General features: G+C 68.9%; 26 protein-coding genes. 18 read left to right on the forward strand and 8 right to left on the reverse strand.

Annotated elements, in window-relative coordinates; genetic code table 11:
* Positions 1–7: 7 nt before the first annotated feature.
* Together VGH85_18225 and VGH85_18230 are read right to left on the reverse strand one after the other, a co-directional pair.
* On the reverse strand, positions 8–547 hold the full coding sequence (locus VGH85_18225; GenBank protein ID HEY2175746.1) for an SRPBCC family protein: 540 nt from the start codon (positions 545–547) through the stop codon (positions 8–10).
* A complete protein-coding gene (locus VGH85_18230) occupies positions 544–900 on the reverse strand; it encodes a metalloregulator ArsR/SmtB family transcription factor (GenBank protein HEY2175747.1) in 357 nt (118 codons plus the stop codon). The genes VGH85_18225 and VGH85_18230 overlap by 4 nt, the downstream gene beginning before the upstream one ends.
* 238 nt (positions 901–1,138) lie before the next feature.
* Here VGH85_18230 and VGH85_18235 point away from each other — a divergent pair, with 238 nt between their 5' ends.
* The 4 genes from VGH85_18235 to VGH85_18250 all read left to right on the forward strand — a co-directional run bounded on the left by VGH85_18235 (position 1,139) and on the right by VGH85_18250 (position 5,700).
* Positions 1,139–2,959, forward strand: a complete 1,821-nt coding sequence (locus tag VGH85_18235) for a phosphoenolpyruvate carboxykinase (GTP) (GenBank protein ID HEY2175748.1) — start codon at positions 1,139–1,141, stop codon at positions 2,957–2,959.
* A gap of 204 nt (positions 2,960–3,163) precedes the next feature.
* Entirely contained in the window at positions 3,164–4,396 is a 1,233-nt protein-coding gene (locus VGH85_18240; protein ID HEY2175749.1) for a polysaccharide deacetylase, read from the forward strand.
* 79 nt (positions 4,397–4,475) lie between these two features.
* Positions 4,476–4,808, forward strand: a complete 333-nt coding sequence (locus VGH85_18245) for a metalloregulator ArsR/SmtB family transcription factor (GenBank protein ID HEY2175750.1) — start codon at positions 4,476–4,478, stop codon at positions 4,806–4,808.
* Complete coding sequence (locus tag VGH85_18250) at positions 4,801–5,700, forward strand: cation diffusion facilitator family transporter (GenBank protein HEY2175751.1); 900 nt, start codon at positions 4,801–4,803, stop codon at positions 5,698–5,700. The genes VGH85_18245 and VGH85_18250 overlap by 8 nt, the downstream gene beginning before the upstream one ends.
* Before the next feature lie 36 nt (positions 5,701–5,736).
* Here the strand turns inward: VGH85_18250 and VGH85_18255 are convergent, their stop codons facing one another.
* Positions 5,737–6,213 (reverse strand): hypothetical protein, encoded by a 477-nt coding sequence (locus VGH85_18255; GenBank protein HEY2175752.1) that lies wholly within the window; start codon positions 6,211–6,213, stop codon positions 5,737–5,739.
* A 113-nt stretch (positions 6,214–6,326) separates the two neighbouring features.
* Between VGH85_18255 and VGH85_18260 the strand changes: the two genes are divergently transcribed.
* The gene (locus VGH85_18260; GenBank protein HEY2175753.1) at positions 6,327–6,902 is read left to right on the forward strand and encodes a peroxidase-related enzyme; all 576 of its coding nucleotides are present in this window, start codon (positions 6,327–6,329) and stop codon (positions 6,900–6,902) included.
* Here VGH85_18260 and VGH85_18265 read toward each other — a convergent pair whose 3' ends face one another.
* Together VGH85_18265 and VGH85_18270 are read right to left on the reverse strand one after the other, a co-directional pair.
* Positions 6,903–7,241, reverse strand: a complete 339-nt coding sequence (locus VGH85_18265; GenBank protein HEY2175754.1) for a hypothetical protein — start codon at positions 7,239–7,241, stop codon at positions 6,903–6,905.
* Between the two features lie 23 nt (positions 7,242–7,264).
* A complete protein-coding gene (locus VGH85_18270; protein ID HEY2175755.1) occupies positions 7,265–7,747 on the reverse strand; it encodes a hypothetical protein in 483 nt (160 codons plus the stop codon).
* 402 nt (positions 7,748–8,149) lie between these two features.
* Here VGH85_18270 and VGH85_18275 point away from each other — a divergent pair, with 402 nt between their 5' ends.
* From VGH85_18275 to VGH85_18300, 6 genes are all read left to right on the forward strand, one after another.
* The gene (locus VGH85_18275) at positions 8,150–8,479 is read left to right on the forward strand and encodes a hypothetical protein (protein HEY2175756.1); all 330 of its coding nucleotides are present in this window, start codon (positions 8,150–8,152) and stop codon (positions 8,477–8,479) included.
* A 56-nt stretch (positions 8,480–8,535) separates the two neighbouring features.
* Positions 8,536–9,429, forward strand: coding sequence for a dihydrodipicolinate synthase family protein (locus VGH85_18280; GenBank protein ID HEY2175757.1), 894 nt, complete (start codon positions 8,536–8,538; stop codon positions 9,427–9,429).
* A gap of 250 nt (positions 9,430–9,679) precedes the next feature.
* Positions 9,680–11,335 carry a DUF4185 domain-containing protein gene (locus VGH85_18285; protein HEY2175758.1) on the forward strand — a complete coding sequence of 552 codons (1,656 nt, stop codon included), beginning with the start codon at positions 9,680–9,682 and terminating at the stop codon, positions 11,333–11,335.
* Positions 11,336–11,402: 67 nt separating this feature from the next.
* Positions 11,403–11,786: a hypothetical protein gene (locus tag VGH85_18290; GenBank protein ID HEY2175759.1), complete on the forward strand. Its 384-nt coding sequence runs from the start codon at positions 11,403–11,405 to the stop codon at positions 11,784–11,786.
* Positions 11,787–11,836: 50 nt separating this feature from the next.
* A complete protein-coding gene (locus VGH85_18295) occupies positions 11,837–13,840 on the forward strand; it encodes an AAA family ATPase (GenBank protein ID HEY2175760.1) in 2,004 nt (667 codons plus the stop codon).
* 2 nt (positions 13,841–13,842) lie between these two features.
* Positions 13,843–14,841 carry a phosphotransferase gene (locus tag VGH85_18300; GenBank protein HEY2175761.1) on the forward strand — a complete coding sequence of 333 codons (999 nt, stop codon included), beginning with the start codon at positions 13,843–13,845 and terminating at the stop codon, positions 14,839–14,841.
* Here the strand turns inward: VGH85_18300 and VGH85_18305 are convergent.
* The 3 genes from VGH85_18305 to VGH85_18315 all read right to left on the reverse strand — a co-directional run bounded on the left by VGH85_18305 (position 14,813) and on the right by VGH85_18315 (position 16,404).
* The gene (locus tag VGH85_18305; GenBank protein ID HEY2175762.1) at positions 14,813–15,568 is read right to left on the reverse strand and encodes a class I SAM-dependent methyltransferase; all 756 of its coding nucleotides are present in this window, start codon (positions 15,566–15,568) and stop codon (positions 14,813–14,815) included. The two genes, VGH85_18300 and VGH85_18305, sit on opposite strands and share 29 nt — an antisense overlap.
* Before the next feature lie 69 nt (positions 15,569–15,637).
* A complete protein-coding gene (locus tag VGH85_18310) occupies positions 15,638–15,964 on the reverse strand; it encodes a metalloregulator ArsR/SmtB family transcription factor (protein HEY2175763.1) in 327 nt (108 codons plus the stop codon).
* The gene (locus tag VGH85_18315; protein ID HEY2175764.1) at positions 15,961–16,404 is read right to left on the reverse strand and encodes an SRPBCC domain-containing protein; all 444 of its coding nucleotides are present in this window, start codon (positions 16,402–16,404) and stop codon (positions 15,961–15,963) included. The genes VGH85_18310 and VGH85_18315 overlap by 4 nt, the downstream gene beginning before the upstream one ends.
* Before the next feature lie 182 nt (positions 16,405–16,586).
* Here VGH85_18315 and VGH85_18320 point away from each other — a divergent pair, with 182 nt between their 5' ends.
* From VGH85_18320 to VGH85_18350, 7 genes are all read left to right on the forward strand, one after another.
* Positions 16,587–17,960 carry a DUF222 domain-containing protein gene (locus tag VGH85_18320; GenBank protein ID HEY2175765.1) on the forward strand — a complete coding sequence of 458 codons (1,374 nt, stop codon included), beginning with the start codon at positions 16,587–16,589 and terminating at the stop codon, positions 17,958–17,960.
* On the forward strand, positions 17,957–18,565 hold the full coding sequence (locus VGH85_18325; protein ID HEY2175766.1) for a DUF1684 domain-containing protein: 609 nt from the start codon (positions 17,957–17,959) through the stop codon (positions 18,563–18,565). The genes VGH85_18320 and VGH85_18325 overlap by 4 nt, the downstream gene beginning before the upstream one ends.
* 176 nt (positions 18,566–18,741) lie before the next feature.
* Positions 18,742–19,890, forward strand: a complete 1,149-nt coding sequence (gene pdhA / locus VGH85_18330; GenBank protein ID HEY2175767.1) for a pyruvate dehydrogenase (acetyl-transferring) E1 component subunit alpha — start codon at positions 18,742–18,744, stop codon at positions 19,888–19,890.
* 14 nt (positions 19,891–19,904) lie between these two features.
* Positions 19,905–20,864, forward strand: a complete 960-nt coding sequence (locus VGH85_18335) for an alpha-ketoacid dehydrogenase subunit beta (protein ID HEY2175768.1) — start codon at positions 19,905–19,907, stop codon at positions 20,862–20,864.
* Positions 20,865–20,873: 9 nt separating this feature from the next.
* Positions 20,874–22,223, forward strand: coding sequence for a dihydrolipoamide acetyltransferase family protein (locus tag VGH85_18340; protein HEY2175769.1), 1,350 nt, complete (start codon positions 20,874–20,876; stop codon positions 22,221–22,223).
* Between the two features lie 198 nt (positions 22,224–22,421).
* The gene (locus VGH85_18345) at positions 22,422–22,577 is read left to right on the forward strand and encodes a DUF6131 family protein (GenBank protein HEY2175770.1); all 156 of its coding nucleotides are present in this window, start codon (positions 22,422–22,424) and stop codon (positions 22,575–22,577) included.
* Between the two features lie 264 nt (positions 22,578–22,841).
* Entirely contained in the window at positions 22,842–23,780 is a 939-nt protein-coding gene (locus tag VGH85_18350) for a sugar ABC transporter permease (protein ID HEY2175771.1), read from the forward strand.
* The last annotated feature ends 58 nt before the right edge of the window (positions 23,781–23,838 follow it).

Consider the following 23,838-nt stretch of genomic DNA (forward strand, 5'->3'; position numbering starts at 1 on the left):
GACGCAGTCAGGTACTGCGGTCGAGGTCGTCGAACTGGGTGCGGTAAGCCGGCAGGAGAAGAGCCCAGCGTGAATCCCAGGCGAGCGCATGTGGCGGCCCGCCGACCTCGGTGTCGAGCTGTTCGAGGTAGGTCTGCCACCCGGCGCCGTAACCGGCGGCTGCGTAATCGGGCAGGCGACGGTGGTCGAGGACGAGCACCGTCGCCCCGTCACCCAACGGATACAGGTCGACGGTCACCTGCGACTCTTCCTCATCGGGAAAGAGCCAGGTCACCTGCAGATGGTCAGTGGGTCGGCAGTCGCGCACGGCGCCGCGCGACTGCTGTTTGGGATCCACATCGTCGAAATACACGACGAAGTCGCCGCCGACCCGCAGGTCGCCCTCGACGCGGGCGAGCCATCGTGCGAGTCGGGCCGGTTCGGTCAGCGCGGACCACAGGTCGGCGGTGCCGGCGGCGTACGAGCGTTCCAGTCGGACCGCCGGCCGATCGTCGTGCAGGCGGAGCACGCCGATCAGGTCTTCCTCCGGCGGGTCCCGGCGGCTCATCGCGACTCCCTGGTCCGAGTTGGTGCGGAGGTCCGCCGCTCGGAACGGCGCCGGCCCCGGACGACCTCTGTCCCGAGTGCGTCCAGTCGTTGGGTCCAGAACGGCCGGTATCTGGCGAGCCAGCTATCGAGTTCGCGCAGCGGCGCGGGGCGCAGGCTGTAGACCCGCTGTTGACCGCGCGGCTCGGCCTGCACCAGGCCGGCTTCGCGGAGCACGCGCAGATGCCGCGAGATGCCCGGTCGGCTGATGTCGAACGCCGCCGCGAGCTGGCCCGCGCTCTGCTCGCCAGCAGCGATCAACTCGACCAATCGCCGCCGGGTCGGGTCCGCCAACGCTTCGAGGGCCGCCTGCATGAGACTATGTGTACCAGGGAGGTTACGTAACTGTCCAGTTACGTCAAGGGGTGGACGCCGGGCCGGTCGGACGACTGAATCGGTACATATCGGCCACTATGTGACCGGTTCGACAGCACGTCACCCTGCAGCCACGTTAGGCTCTGCCAATCTCCAGCAATTCCCGATCTCGGCCACCGACCGGCCGGGGTCATGTCGGAGTTACGCAGTCAACGACGACCGCGAAGGAGCTCGCACGATGACCGTGACCGTCCCTGGACTCGATTCGGCGCCCACCCGCGACAAGGGAGTGCTCGCCTGGGTGCAGGAGGTAGCCGAGCTCACCGAGCCCGACCGGGTGCATTGGTGTGACGGCTCGGTCGACGAGTGGGACCGGCTGACCGACGAACTCGTCGACGCCGGCACGTTTGTGCGGCTCAACCCGGCGAAGAAGCCCAACTCCTTCTGGTGCGCGTCCGATCCCGCCGATGTCGCGCGGGTCGAGGACCGCACCTTCATCTGCTCCCGCGACGAGGCCGACGCCGGTCCGACGAACAATTGGCGGGACCCCGAGGAGATGAAGCAGACCTTGACCGGTCTGTTCCGCGGGTCGATGCGCGGCCGGACCATGTACGTCGTGCCGTTCTGCATGGGCCCACTGGACGATGAGCACTCCAAGCTCGGGATCGAGATCACCGATTCGGCCTACGTCGCCGTGTCGATGCGCATCATGACCCGGATGGGCGACGCAGCGCTCGAGAAGATCGACGCCGGACGGCAGTGGGTGCCCTGTCTGCATTCGGTCGGCGCACCGCTCGAGCCGGGTCAGGCCGACGTCGCATGGCCGTGCAACGACACCAAATACATCGTGCACTTCCCCGACGAGCTGGCGATCTGGTCCTACGGCTCGGGTTACGGCGGCAATGCCCTACTCGGCAAGAAGTGTTACTCGCTGCGGATCGCCAGTGTGATGGCGCGGGACGAGGGTTGGCTCGCCGAGCACATGCTGATCCTCAAGCTGATCAGCCCGAGCGGGTCGGTCCACTACATCTGTGCGGCCTTCCCCAGCGCATGCGGCAAGACCAACCTCGCGATGCTCGAGCCGACGATTCCCGGCTGGCGGGTCGAGACGGTGGGCGACGACATCGCCTGGATGCGCTTCGGTGACGACGGCCGGCTCTACGCGGTCAATCCGGAATACGGCTTCTTCGGTGTCGCACCCGGCACCGGCTACGACACCAATGCCAACGCGATGCGCACCATCGTGAAGGGCAACTCGATCTTCACCAACGTCGCGCGCACCGACGACGGTGACGTCTGGTGGGAGGGCATGACCGAGCAGCCGCCTGCGCACCTGACCAGCTGGAAGCGGCAGGACTGGACCCCGGACTCCGACGAGAAGTCGTCCCACCCCAACAGCCGGTTCTGCACTCCCGCCGGGCAATGCCCGACCATCGCGCCGGAGTGGGAAAGCCCCGAGGGCGTGCCGATCTCCGCGATCTTCTTCGGCGGGCGCCGTAAGACGACCGTTCCGTTGGTCACGGAGGCCCGCGACTGGCAACACGGCGTTTTCCTGGGCGCGACGCTGTCCAGCGAGACGACCGCCGCCGCGACCGGACAGGTCGGGGTCGTGCGGCGCGACCCGTTCGCGATGCTGCCGTTCCTCGGCTACCACGGCGGCGACTACTTCTCCCACTGGCTCGAGGTCGGCAAGGTGGCCGATGCCGCAAAGCTGCCCCGGATCTTCTACGTCAACTGGTTCCGCCGCGCAGCCGACGGCCGATTCCTCTGGCCCGGCTTCGGCGAGAACAGCCGGGTGCTGAAGTGGGCGGTCGAGCGCATCGAGGGTGCCGCGGACGCCGTCGAGACGGCGGTGGGCTACGTACCGGCCCGCGGTCAATTGGACATCGACGGACTCGAGATGGCCGAGGCCGATCTGACCGCCGCACTGGCCGTGGATCCGGACGAATGGCGGGCCGAACTGCCCATGATCGCCGAGTGGTTCGACACCTTCGGCGACCGGCTCCCCTCCTCGCTCCGGGACGAGCTCGACACCCTGGAACGACGTCTCGGGGGTTGAACCTCCCCTGCCCCTGTGTTTTCCTGACCGCCGGTCCTCACGGGCCGGCGGTTATCGGCATCCCTCCCCGACCACTCCGGTGCGCTTTTCCGGCTGTTCGGCAAATATCAACGATTGGGTGTCGAGGGTCGGTTTTTCGTGTTGAGTGTGGAACGGTTACTGATGGACAGGAAGCAACTGCACTGTGGAGTTGGGGGTGGGTGCATGGGGCAGCGCCGTGTTCACCGGATCCGTTGGCGTGGACTGGCAGTCCTGCTGGCGGCGCTGTCCATGGCGGCGGCATGCACCCAGGCCGCCGACAACTCCTCACAGGGCGGGTCACCGGGCAAGCTGAAGGCGTCGTCGTCGCCCAGCACCGGGCACGGCAAGAAGGCCACTCCGAGCCCGAGCCCGAAGCCCCCCAACCCGGCCAATCCGAATGCATTCTTCACGCCGAGGAAGCTGAAGCCCGGTCAGAAGCCGCCGCAGTTCGTCGTCCTGTCCTTCGACGGCGTCGGCTGGGACCAGAAATGGGCGTTCTGGCACAACATCGCCAAGAAGGTGCCGTTGCGCTTCACCGGCTTCCTGTCCGGGCTCTACCTCATCGACGAGGCACACAAGGACATCTACAAGGGCCCCGGCCACCTGCGTGGGCACAGCTCGCTGGGCACCTTCAACACCCAGGCCGAGGTACTTCAGGAGATCAAGGACCTCAACTACGCGTGGAGCGTCGGCGACGAGATCGGGACCCACTTCCTCGGCCACTTCTGCTCGGACAACCCACCGGGCGGTAACGACTGGTCGACCGCGGACTGGAACAACGAGCTCGACCAGTTCTTCGGGATCGTCCGGCACTACAAGACCGATGACCAGCTCCCGTCGGCGCCGACGCTGAAGGTGCCGCTCGACACCATCCGCGGCGAGCGCACCCCCTGCCTGGAGGGCCACCCGGAGGCGCTGTATCCGGCGCTGCGCGCGCATAACTTCTCCTACGACTCGAGCTTCACCCGCCGCGGGCTCTACTGGCCGGTCAAGCAGGATGGCATCTGGGAGATGGGCATGCCGGAGTTCCCGCTGGCCGGCACCAACCACTTCCAGATCACGATGGACTACAACTTCTGGTACACCCAGGAGCAGGTCAGCCAGACCGTGACGCCGGCGAAGTCGGCGCAGGACGCCAAGCAGGTCACGCAGACCTACACGAACATGTACAACGCAGCCTTCCAGGGCAATCGGGCGCCGCTGATCCTCGGTAACCACTTCGAGGCTTGGAACAACAACGCCTACACCAACGCGCTCGCGGCGTTCGCCCTGAAGACCTGCGGCAAGCCGGATACCTACTGCGTCCCCTTCCGCGACGTCGTGCGGTGGATGGAGCTGCAGAGCCCGGCGACCCTCGCCAACCTGCAGGCGCTGCCTCCGGAGCTGGGGCCGCCGGCAAAGAAGGCGGTCGGCTGACCGACCATCGGTTCCGGCGCGGTCCACGCTCGTCGGGCGCTACCCTGGTCGTGTGAAGAACGGATCACATGTTCAGGCGATGACGGCACCGGGTCCGGACTCGTTGCTCGATCTCGCCGACGTCTTCGGGCTGCTCGCCGATCCGGGCCGGCTGCGGATGCTGCTGGCCCTGCGCGACGACGAGATGTGCGTGGGCGACCTGGCTGTAGTCGCCGGGCAGAGCGAATCCAGCGCGTCCCATGCCCTGCGGCTGCTGCGGGCGCATCGGGTGGTCGCGGTCCGGCGGACCGGACGGATGGCGTACTACCGGCTGGCCGACGCACACGTCCGCATGCTGCTCGACGTCGCCCTCACCCACACCGATCACGCCGGACCGGCCCGGCCGGTCAGGGGCGGAGCGTCCGATGAGTGATCGTCGCTACCTCAGCATCGCGCTGGCGCTGATCCTCGGCTTCATGGCGGTCGAGGTGGTCGTCGCCGTCTTTTCCGGCTCCCTCGCCCTGCTGGCCGACGCCGGCCACATGCTCACCGACGCCTTCGCGATCGCAGCGTCGATCGCCGCCGCGGTGCTGGCCGCCCGGCCCGCCCGTGGTGCGTGGACGTTCGGGTTCAAGCGGGTGGAGATCCTCTCCGCCGCGGTCAACGGGATCACGTTGCTGGTGGTCGCCGCCTTGCTGGCGTTCGAAGCCATTCAGCGGCTCATCAACCCGCCGAGCGTCGCCGGGCTTCCCGTGCTGGTGATCGCGATCGTCGGCATCGCGGTCAACGTGGTCGCGACGTGGGTGCTCTCCAAGGCCAACCGCAGCTCACTGAATGTCGAGGGTGCGTTCCAGCACATCCTGACCGACCTCTACGGCTTCATCGGCACCGCCGTCGCCGGTGTGGTCATCCTGACGACCGGCTTCTCCCGGGCCGACTCCATCGCGTCGCTGATCGTGGTCGGGCTCATGGTGCGGGCGGCCGCCCAGCTGTTGGGTGCTTCCGGCCGGGTTCTGCTCGAAGCCGCCCCCGACAACGTCAACCTGCCCGAGTTGCGCGAGCACCTGCTGGAACTGCCCGAGGTCACCGCAGTGCACGACGTCCACGCGTGGACCGTCACCTCGGACCTGCCCGCGATCTCGGCGCACATCGTCGTCGCCGACGCCTGCTTCGCCAACGGTGAGGCACCGAAGGTGCTCGACCATCTGCAGGCCTGCCTGACCGGGCACTTCGACGTCGAGCACTCCACCTTCCAGCTCGAACCGGCCGGGCATACCGAGCACGAGGCGGGAGCGCATCCGTGGCCGGAGGCCGGGCGGCACTGAGCGTGCCGCCCGACCCCACGGTCTCTGGGGGCGGGCCTACTTCTGACCGCGATCGACGACCGCCCTGGCATCGAGTGCGGTGCCGGCCTTCGTGGCGAAGACCCCGGCCCGGTCGCCGGTCTTGACGACATTGATCGACTGCTTCCCCTTCTGCCCGCGGACGTGCACCCGGGTCTTCGAGGTCACGGCGTACGTCGCGGAGTAGCCGTCCCGCGCGGCGACGGTGATGGACGTGGGGCTGACCGCGGTCACCTTCCCGCGCACCATGTCGACGGTCACGTCCTTCCCGCCCTTGCCGCGTACGACGAAGTCGCCGTGCAGCGCTCGCCGCGCGAGGGGGTGCCGGCGGTGGTGGCGGGAGGACGTCGTGGTTGAGGTCGTGGTGGACCCCTTGGCGGATGTCGAATGAGTGCTCGACGTCGCGCTGTCCGCGGCAGCCACGCCGCCCACCGTCACGCCGCCGGCGACGACGAGGGCGCCGACTCCGACCGCGATGATCCTTTTCGGCAGCATTACCGGTCCTTCCCGTCGGGGGCCGGATCGTGGGTCCGGCCGACCTGCTCATCGTGGGCCTCCGGTGTGTGCGGAAGCCCGGCGCCGGGTTCGGGTTCTGCAAAGATGACGGCATGGTCGCCGTCAGCCGATTTCCGGTGCCGCGCCTGGCGGAGCTGCCCGACGATATCCGCGCGCGGATCGAGGCCGTGCAGGAAAAGTCCGGGTTCGTCCCCAACGTGTTCCTGACCCTGGCTCACCGTCCGGCGGAGTTCCGTGCCTTCTTCGCCTATCACGACGCCCTGATGGAGCGGGACGGCGGACTCAGCCCGGCGGAGCGGGAGATGATCGTGGTCGCGACGAGCGCGGTGAACGATTGCCTCTACTGCGTGATCGCGCACGGCGCGGTGCTGCGCATCCGGGCGAAGGACCCGCTGCTCGCCGACTATCTGGCCATCGACTACCGACGGGCCGACCTGACTCCCCGGCAGCGGGCGATCATCGAATTCGCCGTCAAGCTGGCCGGGGCACCGCAGACCGTCGAGGAGGCGGACCTCGACCGGCTGCGCGATCACGGGCTCGACGAGGACGACGTCTGGGACGTCGGCGCGATCACCGCGTTGTTCGCGCTGTCCAACCGGATGGCGCAGGTGACCGGCATGGCGCCTAACGAGGAATTCCACCTGATGGGCAGGCTGCCCCGCGGCTAGCTACGCGTCGGCGCTCGGACCGGGTTGTGCCGGCCCCGGCTGACCGGGCCCCGGCTGTCCCGGACCGGTGTCCGGGTGCGCCCCGCTCGATTGCGCGGTCGGTGTGGTGTCGATCTTTCCGTTCATCGCCACGTGCTGGTCGACCCGCACGAGCGCCGCCTCGACGGCGTCGTGGCTGCCCCCGGTGCGCTGCTCGGCGTAGTAGGTGGCGCCGACGTCACGCAACAGCGCGTCGGCCTGCCGCTTGGCCTGCATCTCGTCGAGCTTCGCCTGGCCCTGGGCCACTCCCTGCTGTGCCTTCTGGGCGAGCGCATCGGCCTGCACCTTGACCTTGTCCATAAAGCCCATGCCACTCGGCCCCTCTATTCGGTGACGGTGATGATCGAGACATCACCCGTGCGCCCGATGTCGGCCAGGAGTTTTCTCGCGACCGTCTTTTCAGGATAGGACGAGCGCGACGGTTCCCACCCGCCCGGGGCGAGAATGGTTCCGGTATCCCGGCGGGGGGCACACGCGGAGACCAGGATCCCGCCCTGGTCGTCCGGCGAGCCGGTGACGTCGGCCACCTCGACGAAGACGACGTTCTCCGCTCCGCTGAGCGCAAGGTAGTCCCCGGGGTGGGGAACGACCGCCACGCGGATCCGGCGGCTGAGCTGGCGCGGGCGGCGTCCGTCGATGAGGTCACCGGATGCCATCAGGTCGATCCGTGCGGTGACCTCGATCGCCGCGGCCGAGCGGTCCTGCGTCGGGAGCAGGTCCTGCTCGAGGGAGACCGCTACCAGCCGGTCGCCGGTTCGTGCCTCGATGTAACCGAAGTTGCTGACCGATCCGTTCTGAATGTCCATGCTTCCCCCCGCCGCTCGCGTCGATCCCGCCCGATCGCCGTGCCCGCAGGGCCCGCACGACCATATGGACCCGCGAGGGTCCGCCCGTGCACGTGACCGTCGACTGTCGAGCCAAGAGTCGCGTACCGCCTACCGGGGCGTCGTCGGCGGCCGTGGAGGGGTCGCGTCGTGGTGTTCCCCGGCATTGTTCTAGTCATCGTATGCGCCGGGGAACCGTGACACATCGTGATTGGGTGTCATCGTCGCTCCGGCTGCTCGATGGTCCCCCGGTATGGGGAAATCAACCATCATCGGAGGTCGGGCCCCGCCGCATCACCCGTCGCGGGTGAACCCCGGTCCCCGAGGAGGAACGCACTAGTCTCGGGTGGCGGACGGTTGTCGATGGCGGAAGAGGTCTGCGTCGTGAGATCGGCAGGGTGTCGGCGGACCCTGGCCGCCGTTGTACTCGCGCTCGGCGTCAGCATCAGCGTCGTCGGATGCAGCAGCAGCGGCAGCGCGAGCCACCAACCGGGAGTCGACAAGGCCAAGCTCGTGGTCAAGCTGGAGAACGATCCCGAGTTCGCCAATCCGGGCAAGGCGCTCGCCGAGTGTTACGCCGACATCTTCACCAAGTTCGCGCCGGCTGCGGCGATCAACCGCTACGTCGCCGGTAATGCCGCGGGGGTGCCCATCCCGGCCAAGGACAAGGCGAAGGCGGTCAGCGCGATCGCGAAATGCCGGCAGAACGGGTGAGATCCTTCTCGCGCTGAGCACACTACGCTGATGCGATCCGTCTGATTGGAGACGTCGTGCCGCTCGGCCCCCGCGGAATCATCTGCCCGCTCGTCACTCCGCTCGACGACGACGAGAAGCTCGACGAGCCGGCTCTCGCCCGGCAGGTCGACCGTGTCCTCGGCCGGGTCGACGGCCTGCTGTTGCTCGGCACGACGGGAGAGCTCCCGGTGCTCGACGACGGCGTCGCCGATCGCCTGGTCGACGCCGTCGCCGAACAGGTCGCGGGCCGGGCGACCCTCATGGTCGGCGTCGGCGATACCGGCACCGGGCGAGCGCGACGAAACCTCCGGCGCGCCACCACATCGGTCGACTTCGTCGCAGCGTGCACCCCGTACTACTACCCGGCGCCGGACGAGGCCGCACTGACCCGGCACTTCGCGGATCTCGCCGACGCGTCGGCCGTGCCGCTGGTGCTCTACAACATCCCGCAGAACACCCACCAGCCGATCGGGTGGAACGTCGTCACCGAGTTGGCCGGCCACGACAATGTCGTCGGCATCAAGGACAGCAGCGGTGACACCGACTACTTCCGCCGGCTCGTCACGCTGTCCCGGCCCGACTTCACCGTGCTGCAGGGGACGCAGGAGCGGCGCGCAGCCGAGTTTCTGCGCATGGGCGCGGACGGCTTCGTGTCCGGCCTCGAAAATGTGATTCCGGGCGCACTGCAGGACCTCGTTCGCGCCGCCGGCGATGGTGAGGACGACGCACTCCACTGGGCCGAGCAGCGCATCGAGACGGCTTTCGAGATCCTGTCGCAAGGTTTCTGGCTGTCTGCGCTCAAGGTGGCGACGGGGATGCTGGTCGGCGGCGGAGACCGACCGGCCGCGCCGTTGCCGCCTTTGTCGCCGGAACACCGCGCGGCGATTCGCGAGATCCTCGGCGATCTGGGGCTCCTGCCGGTGTCTTGACACCGGAACGGCCGAGATCTAGGTTCCCTCGGGAATCGGTTTCTCGGCGGTGGGCGAGGGCCGCGGCAGCGCGATGACACGACCGCGGAGGTCAAGCATGCAGGGCACATCCGGTGATTCAGCGCGGCCTCGGGACGAGACGACCGGCATCTCGCGGCGCCGATTCCTCGGCAGCACAGCTGTCACGGGGGCCGTCGTCGCCGGAGTAGCACTCGACCCGACCGGTGTCGCCCGCGCAGCCGATACGGACGTGGCTACTGCGGGATCTTCCGGCGCCGCAGGCGTCGTCGACGAGACCGGTGGTGAGGTCGACAGCACGTTCTTCTCCACGGTGTTCATCGAGGAGGCCGGTTCGGTCGCCGCGACGACGAGCGACGGCGACCTGTGGCCCAACTGCTGGGCCGACGACGACAGCGTCTACGCCGCCAACGGCGACGGTCGCGGATTCAGCGACGAGCCCTTCAAGGACGTCGTCGTCAACCGGATCGACGGGACGCCCGAGACCGGCCTGACCGGCGAGAAATTGGCCGAGGCCGACGAGGTCGGCACGATCTGGGGCGACCCGAGCCAGTACAACCGCAAGCCCACCGGCATGGTCTGTGTCGGTGGCGTGCTCTACCTCGCGATCCAGGACCTGAAGTCGGGGACCAACGCCTTTGACGACGTACCCAACGCGAGCATCTCACGGTCCGACGACCACGGGCACACGTGGCAGAAGACCAGCGCGCCCATGTTCACCGAGCACCGCTTCACCACCATCTTCTTCCTCGACTTCGGCAAGAATTCCGAGCACGCCGTGCCCGCGCTCGGCCGCAAGGACGGCAGCTACGTCTACGCCTACGGAATGGACTGGAACTGGCGTACGTCGGGCGCCGGTACGGTTCCCGACCCGGTCGACCTCTATCTCGCGCGCGTGCCGCAGACGGCGGTGCAGGATCGCAGCAAGTGGGAGTTCTTCACCGGGACCGACCGGAACGGCGTACCCGGGTGGAGCCCGCACATCGAGGACAAGGTGGCGACGCTGCACGATCCGCTGCGCCGATACCTCGACCTGCGGCCGGGCAACTCGGGCAACCTCACGGTCGTCTCGCAGGGCGGGGTGATCTACAGCCCGGCATTCGACCGCTACCTCTACACGTCGTGGACGGACCCGAGCTTCGAGTTCTACGAGTCACCGACGCCGTGGGGTCCGTGGAAGCGTTTCCTCTACCAGAACGAGGGCCTGGTCCCGTGGTACCGGATGAACGACACGGAGCACACGCCGAAGAACGGCGGATACGGGACGACGATCCCGGCGAAGTTCGTCAGCTCCGACGGACGCGACATGTGGGTGCAGAGCAACTGGTGGAACGCGCCCGTGCCGACGCCGGCGGACAACTACAACTTCAATCTCCGCCGGTTGCGCCTGACGCCGTACCGGCGACAGACGCCGGCCACGCCGGGCCCCGGCGACAACCTCGCCCGCACCGGTGCCGACGTCACCACGATCCGCACGTGCGTGCACTTCGCGAACTGGAAGTACCTCAGCGACGGTGACAAGACCAAGAGCGAGGACAGCTTCGACGGCACCAACAAGCTGATCGACTTCTGGGGTTACACCTTCTCCCGGCCCTACCGGATCGATCGGGTCGTCTACACGACCGGGACGATGTTCCCCGACGGCGGATGGTTCTCGCCGTACGACGGCGGCCTGCGGGTGCAGGTACGGCAGAGCTCCCGGTGGGTCGACGTCGACGGGATGAAGATCACGCCCGACTACCCCTACGACCCGAGCGCCGGAAATAACACGACCTACACGATGCGCTTTGCCGCCACCTGGGGTGACGGCGTGCGGATCATCGGACAGCCGGGCGGCGACGCCCATTTCACGTCGGTCGCCGAACTCGAGGTCTATTTTGGCGGCTGAGCGCGGCGGATCGCACCCGAATCTGCTCTAGACGAGATCGTCGGGCCGGGCGGCGTACGGTCGGTACATGACGCCAGGCGAGCGGCCCTTCGGCGACCTGCGGCTGAAACTGGCGCGGCTCGCCCGGCAGGCGCGGGACCGGGCTGCCCAGGCCAGCGGCCTGATCGAGCGTCGCGGAGAGCGCCGCCCGCACCAGGAGCTCGCCGAGACCGCCATGGCGCTGCTCACCCTGTGGACGACCTTCGATGACAGCGAGGCCGACAGCGTCGCGGCGACCACCCGCTCCCTGCTCGCCGGTCATTCGGCCGAGGAGCTGGGCTACCTGGTGCTCCACCTGGCCGGGCTCTCCCGCGGTCTCACCCATGTGCTGGTCGCGCAGTCGCATCCGGACGTCAACGATGCATTGCAGGCTGTCGGCCGGGACGTGCAGGAGCGCCGGGTCAGCGGCTGAGCCGAAATTCGGTAGGTCGCCCGGCCGCGCACGGGTAACGTCGTCCGACCGTGCGCCAAAACGTCGATGACCCAGTCCTGTCCGCCGAACGTCACCACCTCGACCAGGCCCGCGCCGCCCTCCTCCTGATGCAGGTGGAGGCCGAGCAGATCAGCGATCCGGGCGCCGATTCCTTCAGTAGCGAGAGCCTCGGTGCGTTGCGGGCCCGCCGGCTCGCGGCCCTGCGCGCCGACCCGACGGCCCCGCCGTTCTTCGGCCGCATCGACACCGCGGCGGAGACCCACCACCTCGGCCGGCGGCACATCAGGGACGAACATCGCGAACCGATCGTCGTGGACTGGCGGGCTCCCGTGGCCCGGGCTTTCTACCGCGCCACGTCGGCCGATCCGATGGGTGTGGTCCGTCGTCGGCGGTACGGGTTCAGCCATGCCGACCTCACGTCGTACGAGGACGAGCTGCTCGACCGGCCCGACGACGGCGATGTCGGCGACATCGTCCGGCAGGAGATCGAACGTCCCCGGGTCGGCCCGATGCGCGACATCGTGGCGACCATCCAGCCCGACCAGGACGAGATCGTGCGCGCCGACCTCGACCGGAGCCTCGCCGTGCAGGGTGCGCCCGGGACCGGTAAAACGGCGGTCGGGCTGCACCGGGCGGCGTACCTGCTCTACACCCATCCCGCGCAGCTGCGCCGGTCCGGCGTACTCGTCGTCGGCCCCAACCGCGCCTTCCTCGGCTACATCGCCGCCGTGCTGCCCGCGCTGGGCGAGGTCGGGGTCACCCAGGTCACCGTCGACGAACTGGTCGGCGCGGTGCCGGTGCGCGGCGTCGACCGACCGGATGCCGCCCGTCTGAAGGGCGATGTCCGGATGGCGGCCGTGCTGCGCCGCGCGGTCTACAGCGGGATCCGGCGGCCCGAGGAGTCGGTGCTCGTGTCGATCGGCTCGCGGCGCTACCGGGTGCCGCCGGAGCGGCTGCGCCGCTACGTCGACGACCTCCGGCGCGGGGATCTGCGCTACTCCGACGCGCGGGACCGGCTGCGCGCGCTGATCGCGGCCGACGTCCGCCGCCAGCGGGAGGAGGACGGGGGAGCCCCGACCGACCGGGACACCGCGCGGGTCGCCCGCTCCGCGCCGGTCCGGGACATGGTCGACACCCTCTGGCCGGTGGTGGAGGCAAAGTCCCTGCTGGCCCGGCTGTTCAGTGACCGTGACGCGCTGGCCGCCGCGGCCGGCGACCGGCTGGACGCCGAAGAGCAGGCGACGCTGCTCTGGCCGAGCCCACCCCGGTCCCTGGGCCGGGTCCGATGGACGGTGGCCGACGCCGTGCTCCTCGACGAGGTGACCGGTCTGCTCGAGCGGGAACCCGGATTCCGGCACGTGGTCGTCGATGAGGCGCAGGACCTGTCGGCGATGCAGTGCCGGGCGGTGGGCCGGCGGGCGGCGACCGGGTCGATGACCGTGCTCGGCGATCTGGCGCAGGGGACGACGCCGTGGGCGGCGCGCGATTGGCCGAGCATGCTGGCCGCCCTGGGCAAACCCGAGACCTCGATCGAGATGCTGACCCGCGGCTACCGGGTCCCGGGCGCCGTACTCGAACTTGCCGGCCGGTTGCTGCCGTACATCGCACCGGGCCTCTCGCCGGCGACGTCGTTGCGCACCGGCCGGGACCCGCTGCACATCCGGCAGGTCGACGGCCCGGTCGCGACGACGGTGGCATCGGTCACCGCGGAGCTGCTCGGTTTCGAGGGGTCGGTCGGGATCATCGCTGCACGCCGGGCAATCCCGCCGCTCGCCGCCGCTCTCACCGCCGCCGGTGTCGGGCACGCCGTCGTCGACGCCGGGAGCGAAGCGCCGGACGAGCGCGTGTCGGTGGTCGGAGCGGATCTGGTGAAGGGGATGGAGTTCGACCACGTGCTGCTCGTCGAGCCGGCGCAGATCGCCGCGGGGGACCGCGGCCTGCAGCAGCTCTACGTCGCACTGACCCGGGCCGTCAGCCGGCTCGTCGTACTCCACCGTGAACCGCTGCCGCCGGCGCTGGTCGGGGGTGAGTGAGCGTGGAGACGCGATCCGACACCGGTGATCGGCTCTCGGCCGCCGTGCATGCGGCCTTCGGTGCCGACCGTCGAATCGTGGCGACGGAGCGCCTTCGGGGCGGCAGCAAGAAGGGCGTGTATCGGCTCAGCCTCGATACGGGACCGACGGCGATCGCCTATGTCTGGAGCGCCGCCGAGGACTACTGGCCGACCCGGGCCGATGCCGACAACCACGCCGACCCGTTCTCGCACTCGTCCGGACTCGATTTGTTCGACGCCGCTCACCGGCGGCTGGAGGCGCTGGGGATCCGGTCGCCGCGGATCTTCCGTGTCGACGCGGGTGGAGAGCCCGGGCAGGCCGATGTCGCGCTGGTCGAGGATGTGCCTGGCGGCTCACTGGAGGCGTTGCTGCGGGACGACCCCGAGCATGGGGCCATGTGTCTGGCCCAACTCGCCGATGCGCTCGATGAGATGCAGCGGTACGCCGGGCCCGGTTTCGGCAAGGTCGCTTTCGTCGATGCCGGCGGGATATCCGACGGCCTGTCGTGCGAGCAGGTGGTGTTCGCTCATGCGCTCGACGATCTCGCCGACGCAGCCGCGCGCGACGCGCGGGTCGCCGCCGTGCGTGGCCACCTGGCGGATCTTCTTCAGGAGCTGCGCGCCGCGGTGCGTCCGCGGTCGGCGTACGGCCTGATTCACGGGGAGCTCGGGCCGGACCATGTGCTGGTCGACGGGAACGGTCGGCCGGTACTGATCGACATCGAGGGCCTTTTGTACTTCGACGTCGAGTGGGAGCACGTGTTCCTGCGCATCCGCTTCGGCGAGAATTACGACGTGCTCCGCACGAACGGGCTCGATCGGCAGCGGCTCGATCTCTATCTGCTCGCGATGCGGCTGTCACTCGTCGCTGGACCGCTGCGACTGCTCGAAGGCGACTTCCCGGACCGCGCAGCGATGCAGGGAATCGCCGAGCACAACCTTCAGGAGGCGCTTACTCTGCTGGCTTCCGCGCCTCGATGAGGAACCGTCGGGAGTAGGCCACGAAGGGACCCTCGTTCTGGATCCGGTCATGCAGCGCGGCGAGGTGTCGTCGGTATCGGTCGACGGTGAAACCCGGCACGATCCAGATGACCTTCCGGAGGAAGACCACGACGGCGGCGAGGTCGTAGAACTCCATCCGGAGGGCGGCCTCCTGCAGGTCGACCACGGCGAGCCCCGCCGACTCGGCGTCAGCGATCGCCCGCGGGACGCTCCGCTCCGGGCCGATCGGCTGCAGCCCCATCATCGCGTCGGTGAGCTCATGCACCGTGCCCGAACCGACCTGCTGCGAGAGGTAGGTCCCGCCGGGCTGCAGAACGCGCGCGATCTCGTTCCACAACACCACCGTGGGATGCCGGCTCACGACGAGGTCGAAGGTGTCCGAGGGGAACGGCAGGTCGGCGGTGTCGGGTACGTCGACCACCGTCGCACCCAGCGGCGCGAGGATGCGGGTGGCGATGTCGATGTTGGGCGGCCACGACTCGGTTGCGGCCAGCACTGCGGGTGGTGCGGTGACTTTCGCGAGCACCTCACCGCCGCCGGTCTGGATGTCGAGCGCGGCCGAGGCTTTCGCCATCCGCTCGGCCATGAGCCGGGAGTAGCCCCAGGGCGGACGTTCCTCGGTGGCCCGGCCGTCGAACCAGGAGAAGTCCCAGCCCTCGACGGGCACGGACTCCCCTTCGGTGAGCAGGTCCTCGAGCGTCGGCATCCGAGGAGTCTCCCGAGCCACCGGAAGAGTGTGCAATCGAGTTGCTCAGGGCGCGCGTCAGGTCGGGAGTCAGTCCCGGGCCGGCGCCTCGGCGCGTTCCTTCAACGCTGCGAGCCGGTCGTCCCAGCTCGCCGCCAGCGACTGCATCCAGGATGCAGTCGCCAGCAGCTGCTCGGATCGCACTTGGAAGACCACCTCGCGGCCCTTGCGGGTGCTGATGACGAGGTCGGCGTCCCGCAGCACACTCAGATGCTTGAGGACAGCCTGCCGTGACACCGGGAGCACCCGCGCGAGCTCCGTCGCGCTGCATGCCGCGCGGCGGCCCAACGCATCGAGTACCTCGCGCCGGGTCGGGTCGGACAGTGCGACGAAGACCCGATCGGTCGCTGCGCTCACGCCTGGCCGGGCGATTCGGACCGCGTCCGCAGCGAGGCGAGCTCTTCCTCCCAGCCGCCGGTGTTGCCGGTGAGACCTTCTTGGCGAGCCTGCTCAGGCGCGTCGAGGGTGGCGAACCCGGACTCGACCACGGTCACCCGGACGGCGGAGTCGAGTGGCTGGACGTGGAACTCGACCAGGGTCGTCCGGCCGTCCCGCAGGTCGTCGCCGGGGAAGAGGCTGGCCCACCGGAAGGCGGCGTAGGCCTGTGGCGTGATGTCGACGACCTCGACGGGGTAGGCGCCGTACTTCTCGCTCTTGCGCATGGTCACCGCGCCGGGATGGCGGTCGGCGGGCTGCGGTACGTCGCTCGGCACCCACCAGCCGGGTTCGGTGACGAGCTCCCAGACCCGGTCGAGCGGGGCGTTGATCGTGATTTCTCGTTGGATGCGGTCGTCCATGGCGGTGTCCTCTCGGCCGGGGTGCTCGCAGGTCTGACCTGCATCCTCAGGGTTGCACGTGCCTGATTGAAGTGCAACCTCTGGATTGCAGTTCGTCGGCCGCCAGAGGCCTTGCTGGTGGTTGTCCACAAGGAGGAATTCGGCGCCGCGGGTGGCGGGCGTCGTTCACTAGAATCGAACGCATGTTCGAATCTTTGCAAGATGTCGATACGTGCGGGGACAAGGTCGCGGCCCTGCGCGCGGCTGCCCCTGGGCCGGCGGTGATGACGGCGCTGCGGTCGATCGATCCGCGGTCGGTGTCGCCCGGTGCCCAGGTCGACATGCTCGCCGCGTGGGAGAAGGCGGCGGCCTGGGTGGCCGCGGCGCAACAGGATGTGCTCGCGGCGCTCGACGGCAAGCCGGACGAGGTCCTGTCGGCCGATGACTGGACGCGGGAAGAGGTCGCCGCGGCGCTGCACCTGTCGACCTGCACCGCCGACCGTCGGCTGGAGGTGGCCCGCATGTTGGTCCGGCGACTGCCCGGGGTGCGCCGGGCATTGGAGGCAGGGTCGGTCGACTATCGAAAGGCCGTGGCGATCGCGGAGGCGACCGAAAACCTCGACGCCGCCGGCGCCCTGGCCGTGGAGGCCCGTGTCCTCCCGAAGGCGCCCGACCAGACCCTCGCCGAGCTGCGCCGTACCCTCCGGCGGGTCGTGATCGCCGTCGATCCGCGGGCTGCGGCGGAGGCGCACCGTCAGGCGATAGGCGAACGGTGCGTGCGCATGTGGCCGGTCGAGGACGGGATGGCCGAGCTCTACGCCAAGCTGCCCGCGGAGGACGCTGCCGTCGTGATGACCGCCCTCGACACAGTGGCTGCGGGAATGGCCGGCGGCGGATCCGGCGGCGTGAGCGACAATCCGCCGATCGAGGCCCGGCGGGCCGATGCGCTCACCCGGCTCGCCGCCGCGACCCTTTCCGACCCCGACCTGCCGACCCGCCACGGCCGCCGCCCGCACATCCAGGTCACCGTGTCGGCCGAAACCCTGCTGGGTGACGGCGACGAACCCGGTGAGCTGGCGGGCTACGGCCCGGTGACCGCGGAGACGGCCCGCCGGATCGCCGCGGAGGGGATGTGGCGCCGGCTGCTCCTCGAACCCGGCACCGGACGACTCCTCGACTACGGACGCACGACCTACCGGCCACCGGCGGATCTCACCGAGTTCCTGCTCGCCCGCGACCGGGTCTGCGGCTTCCCCGGGTGCAACATCCCGGCGGCCCGCTGCGACCTCGATCACACCGTCCCGTTCGGGAGAGGATCGACCAGCGCGGCCAACATGGGTGCGCTCTGCCGCCGCCACCACCGGGCCAAACACGAGGGCGGTTGGCGCCTCACTCGGCACGGTGACGAGCGCTGCACCTGGACCAGCCCCGCCGGCCACAGCTACGACTCCGCGCCCAGCTACCCCGCATCCCCTGGCAATCCCGCACCTCCTGACAGTCCCGCCGCACCCGGCAATCCCGCGGCACCTGCGCCGGCGGCCGAGCCGCCCGGCGGGGATGCCACCCTGGGGGAATGACCACGCTGAGCCTGCTCGACTGGCGCCGCCGGGTGCACGACCTCTACGAGGAGGTGCGTGGGTCGGGTGATCCGGCCGCGGCTCATGCGCGGTGGCGGGCGGGGCGCGACGAGTTGTTCGCGGGACACCCGGATTCACCGCTGCCGCCGGAGGAGCGGGCCGGGTTCGCTGGGCTGCCCTATGCGCCGTACGACCCGGCGATGCGGTTCGTCGTCGGGGTCGACACCGATCTGCCCGCGCAGCGCTGGGAGGTGCCGACTGCGACCGATGGTGTCGTGCCGTTCGAACGGATCGGCCGGGTGCTGCTGCCCGATCTCGGTTCGCTCGACGTGTGGTGGCTGGACTCCTATGGCGGCGGCGTGTTCCTGCCGGTGCGCGACGGGCTGGCGGGGCCGAAGACATACGGCGGCGGGCGGTACCTCCTCGACACCGTCAAGGGCGCCGATCTGGGTGGCGACGTCCGGGCCGGGAAGCTGGTCGTGGACCTGAATTTCGCCTACAACCCGTCGTGCGCCTACGACCCACGCTGGCAGTGTCCGCTGGCCCCGCCCGGCAACGTCCTGTCCGCCCCGCTGGCGGTCGGCGAGCTCGTTCGAGCCGGGTGACCCAGGCTGAAGGGGGCGGGCGCGGTCACAATGAGGGCCGTCGTCTGCCACGATGAGGGTGCGTGCCCGACAGCCACGGCGCCCGCCGACCCGGAGTCGACACCCGAAACCGGGTGGCGACGCCTGATCGTCCGCCGCGGTGATCCCGTAGGCGAGCGAAGAGCGAGGAGAGACGCATGGCCGTAGGCGACAGCTTCGTGACCGCCGGCGATCTCGATGTCGCCGGCCTCACCGCCCGCGAGCGCGACCCGGACCTCGTCCAGCTGCTCACGCCTGAGGGCGAGCGGGTGCACCACCCGGATTACGACGTGTCGCTGAGCGACGCCGACTACCGCAGTCTCTACCGCGACCTGGCGCTGGTGCGCCGCGTCGACGTCGAGGCCACCGCGTTGCAACGCCAGGGCGAGCTCGGGATCTGGGCCTCGCTGCTCGGCCAGGAGGCGGCCCAGGTGGGGTCGGGCCGGGCGCTCGCCCCCGACGACATGGTCTTTCCCACCTACCGCGAGCACGGGGTCGCGTGGTGTCGCGGGGTGGATCCGATGGTGCTGCTCGGCTTGTTCCGCGGCGTGAACCTCGGCGGCTGGGACCCGGCCGTGCACAACTTCGGTCTCTACTCGATCGTCATCGGCGCGCAGACGCTGCACGCGACCGGCTATGCCATGGGTATGCAGCGCGACGGCGGGGACAAGAACGCCGTGGTCGCCTACTTCGGCGACGGTGCCTCCAGTCAGGGCGACGTGAACGAGGCGTTCGTCTGGGCAGCGGTCTACAACGCGCCGGTCGTCTTCTTCTGCCAGAACAACCAGTGGGCGATCTCCGAGCCGCTCGAGCGCCAGACCCGCATCCCGCTGTTCAAGCGGGCGCACGGCTTCGGCTTCCCCGGCATCCGGGTCGACGGCAACGACGTGCTCGCGTCGTACGCCGTCACCAAGAAGTCCCTCGAGGACGCCCGCTCGGGGCAGGGTCCGACGCTGATCGAGGCGTTCACCTACCGGATGGGCGCGCACACCACCTCCGACGACCCGACCCGCTACCGGCTGGCCAGCGAACTCGAGGCCTGGAAGCTCCGTGATCCGCTGGAGCGGATGAAGTCCTTCCTTTACAAGCAGCAAATCGTCGACCAGTCCTTCTTTACCGCGCTCGATGCCGAAGCCGACGAGCTCGCGCGCCGGCTACGCACGGGGTGCCGCGAGATGCCCGACCCCGAGCCGCTCGCCATCTTCGACCACGTCTACGCCGACGGCTCGACGCACCTGGATACTCAGCGGGCCGGCTTCGAGTCCTACCTCGACTCGTTCGCCGACACGGCCGAGGAGACGCGGTAATGACGACGTACACCATGGCCCGGGCGCTCAACGAGGGTCTGCGCAAAGCCATGGAGGCCGATCCCAAGGTGCTTGTGATGGGAGAGGACGTCGGCAAGCTCGGCGGTGTCTTCCGGGTCACCGACGGCCTGCAGAAGGATTTCGGCGAGGACCGGGTCATCGACACCCCGCTCTCCGAATCCGGCATCGTCGGCACCGCGATCGGTCTGGCCATGCGGGGGTTCCGTCCGGTCTGCGAGATCCAGTTCGACGGCTTCGTCTTTCCGGCGTTCGACCAGATCGTCAGCCAGTTGGCCAAGCTGCGCTACCGGTCTTCCGGCAACGTGCGGATGCCGGTGACGATCCGGATCCCGTTCGGCGGCGGCATCGGCGCCGTCGAGCACCACAGCGAGTCGCCCGAGGCGCTGTTCTGCCACGTCGCCGGCCTCAAGGTGGTGTCGTGCTCCAACCCCGTCGACGCCTACTTCATGATCCAGCAGTCGATCGCCAGCGACGACCCGGTCATCTTCTTCGAACCCAAGCGGCGCTACTGGGAGAAGGCGGAGGTCGACCCGGCGATGACGCCCGATCCGATCGACGCCGCGCGGGTCGTCCGCCCCGGCCGCGACGTCACCGTCGTCGCCTACGGCCCGATGGTCAAGACGGCCATGGACGCCGCGACCGCCGCCGAGAAGGAGGGCCGCGAGCTCGAGGTGCTCGATCTGCGCAGCCTCTCCCCGCTCGACGACGCCACGCTGCTGGAGTCGGTGCGCCGCACCGGCCGGTGCGTCGTCGTGCACGAGGCCGCCGGCAACGGTGGCCTCGGTGCCGAGGTCGCCGCGCGAGTCAGCGAGGCGGCGTTCTACTCGCTCGAGGCGCCGGTGCTGCGGGTGACCGGGCTGGATACGCCCTACCCTCCGTCCCGACTGGAGGAGACCTACCTACCCGACCTCGATCGGGTGCTCGACGCCGTTGACCGCGTGTTGGCCTGGTAGGAGGCGAAGGTGCCGCAGCTCAAACAGTTCACTCTTCCCGACGTCGGTGAAGGCCTGACCGAGGGCGAGATCCTGCACTGGTTCGTCAAGCCCGGCGATCCGGTCACCGACGGCCAGACGATCGTCGAGATCGAGACGGCCAAGGCAGCGGTCGAGTTGCCCTGCCCGTTCGACGGTGTCGTCACGGAGTTGAACTATCCCGAAGGCGCGACGGTCAACGTCGGTACACCGATCATCACAGTCGACGTCGCGCCCAACACCGACGCCGGCGAAGCGACGCCCAGCCCAGGGACGACCGGCATGACCGACGACCTGGTACCCGACATCCCCAGGCCGTCGGCCGACGAGCCGGTCGAACCCGGCATGATCGGCGGCCCGGCTCCGGGCGGGCGCACCTCGGTCCTGGTGGGTTACGGCCCGCGGTCGACCGTCGCCGTACGCCGGCCACGAAAGAGCACCGCGCCGGCAACTGCGCCGGCGGCGACGCCGCCACCCGCCGACGGTCCCGCTCTTGCAAAGCCCCCGGTCCGCAAGCTGGCCAAGGACCTCGGCGTCGACCTGGCCGGGTTGACCGGCTCGGGTCCGCAGGGCGCGATCACGCGGGCGGACATCGAGGGCGCCGCGGCGACCGGTCCGGTCGCATCGGCGAGCGCCGGCTCGCGCGAGCAGCGCATCCCCGTCAAGGGAGTGCGCAAGCACACGGCGACCGCCATGGTCACGAGCGCCTTCACCGCGCCGCACGTCACCGAGTTCCTCACCATCGACATCACGCCGACGATGGAGCTGCGTCGTAAGGTCGCGGCGCTGCCGCAGTACGCCGACGTCAAGGTCAGCCCGCTGCTCTTCGTCGCCAAGGCGCTGCTGCTCGCGGCCCGTCGGCACCCGATGGTCAACTCCACCTGGGACGAGGAACGCCAGGAGATCGTCGTCAAGGACTACGTCAACCTCGGTATCGCCGCCGCCACCGACCGCGGCCTGATCGTGCCCAACATCAAGGACGCGGAACGACTGACCCTCCGCGAACTCGCGGGCGCACTGGTCGAGCTGACCGACGTCGCACGGTCGGGGAAAACGACCCCCGCCGACCTCGCCGGCGGCACCATCTCCATCACCAACGTCGGGGTGTTCGGCATCGACACCGGCACACCGATCCTGCCGCCCGGTGAGGCAGCCATTCTCGCCTTCGGTGCCGTTCGGGAGATGCCGTGGGTCGTTGACGGCGCAATCGTGCCCCGGCAGGTCACCCAGCTCGCCGTCTCCTTCGACCACCGAATCATCGACGGTCAGCTCGGTGCGGAGTTCCTCGCCGATGTCGGTGCGATGCTGGCCGATCCGGCGACGTTGGTCGCCTTCACCTGAGCAGGAGTGAAACCGCCCGGCCGGGGTACAACGATGCGGTCATCGTCACGCCGGCTGCGGCTGGAAACGCCGCGCGAGGAGTCTGAGAAGGGGTGGGGAAAGCCGGATTCCGGCCGCAATAAAGGCGTGACAAAAGCAACGGGGTTCCATTCAGGTCGCTTTATCGGCGGCCCAGGAATGTTCTTCTGGAGGTCTGTTGTGATCATCATAGGCATCGTGTTGATGCTGATCGGTTTCATCGTCGGCATCCCGGTGTTGTGGACGCTGGGGATCATCTCGCTGGTCGTCGGACTGGTGCTCATGGCACTCGGTTCCGCGGGCCGCGCGATCGGTGGCCGCCGGCACTACTGGTAGATCTGCCGCGACCGACCGGCAGGTCTCTTTTCGCTCAAACGTGACGATCCCGCCGTCCCTCGGACGGCGGGATCGTCGGGTGAATCCCGGTCGGCCGACGTGTTCGTCGGCCCCGAACCGTTGACCGGCCGCCTTTCGTCGGGTAAGACGGCTGTTTGACATTGGAGGTTTTGTGGTCGACGGAGCACAGTACGACCCGCTGTGGCGCGGGTACGCCGAGCAGCGGGTCGTGGTACGGCTGCACTCGCGTATGCGTTCACGGACATGACGACCATCGCGCCACCGGCCGCGGCCGGGACCGCCACCAGCGACCGCCCGGCTGGTAGCGGACCACAGCGCAAGACCGGGCTCGCGATGTTGTTCCTCGCACCCAGCCTGATCGGCGTGATCTTTTTTCTGCTGATCCCCGTGGTGCTGGTGATCATCCTCAGCTTCGTCAAGTGGGATTTGCTCCGCCCGGCGAAGTTCGTGGGTTTTTCCAACTACCTGAACATCTTCAAGTACGACCACATGGCGCACTCGCTGCTCGTGACGCTGTACTACGTCGTGCTGAACATCCCGATCCAGACCGCCATTGCGCTCGGGTTGGCGATACTGCTCAACCGGCACCTGCCGGCCACCGGTCTGCTGCGCGTCATCTGCGTGCTTCCGTTCCTCGCCACGCCGGTCGCGATGGCAGTCGTGTGGAACTGGTTCTTCGACCCCAACACGGGCGCGATCAACACGCTGCTCTCCCTCGTCGGCATCCACGGTCCGGCCTGGCTGGCCTCCACGGCCACCGCGATGCCGGTCATCGCCTTCGCCAACATCTGGCAGTACGCCGGCTACAACATGCTCTTCTTCCTCGCCGGGTTACAGGCGATACCCAACCACCTCTACGAGGCGGCGCGGGTCGACGGCGCGAGCAAGATCCAGCAATTCACCAGGATCACCTTGCCGCTGCTTCGGCCGACGATGCTGTTCGTGTTGGTGACCGGGGTGATCGGCTCGTTCCAGGTCTTCGACATGGTCTTCGTGCTGACCCAGGGTGGCCCGGGTTATGCGACCCAGGTCGTCAACCTGCAGATCTATCAGTCGGCCTTCGTGGCCTTCAACATCGGTGATGCGTCGGCGATGTCGGTGATCCTGTTCCTCATCATCCTCGCGTTCACTGTCGCGCAATTCGCCTACTTCAGGCGCCGGACCGTCTACGAGATGACCTGAGGCGATGGCTACCCAGACTGCGACCGCTGTTGGCACACCCGCGAGGCAGAAGGGCGCG

It is taken from the genome of Mycobacteriales bacterium, assembly GCA_036497565.1.
GTDB lineage: Bacteria > Actinomycetota > Actinomycetes > Mycobacteriales > QHCD01 > DASXJE01.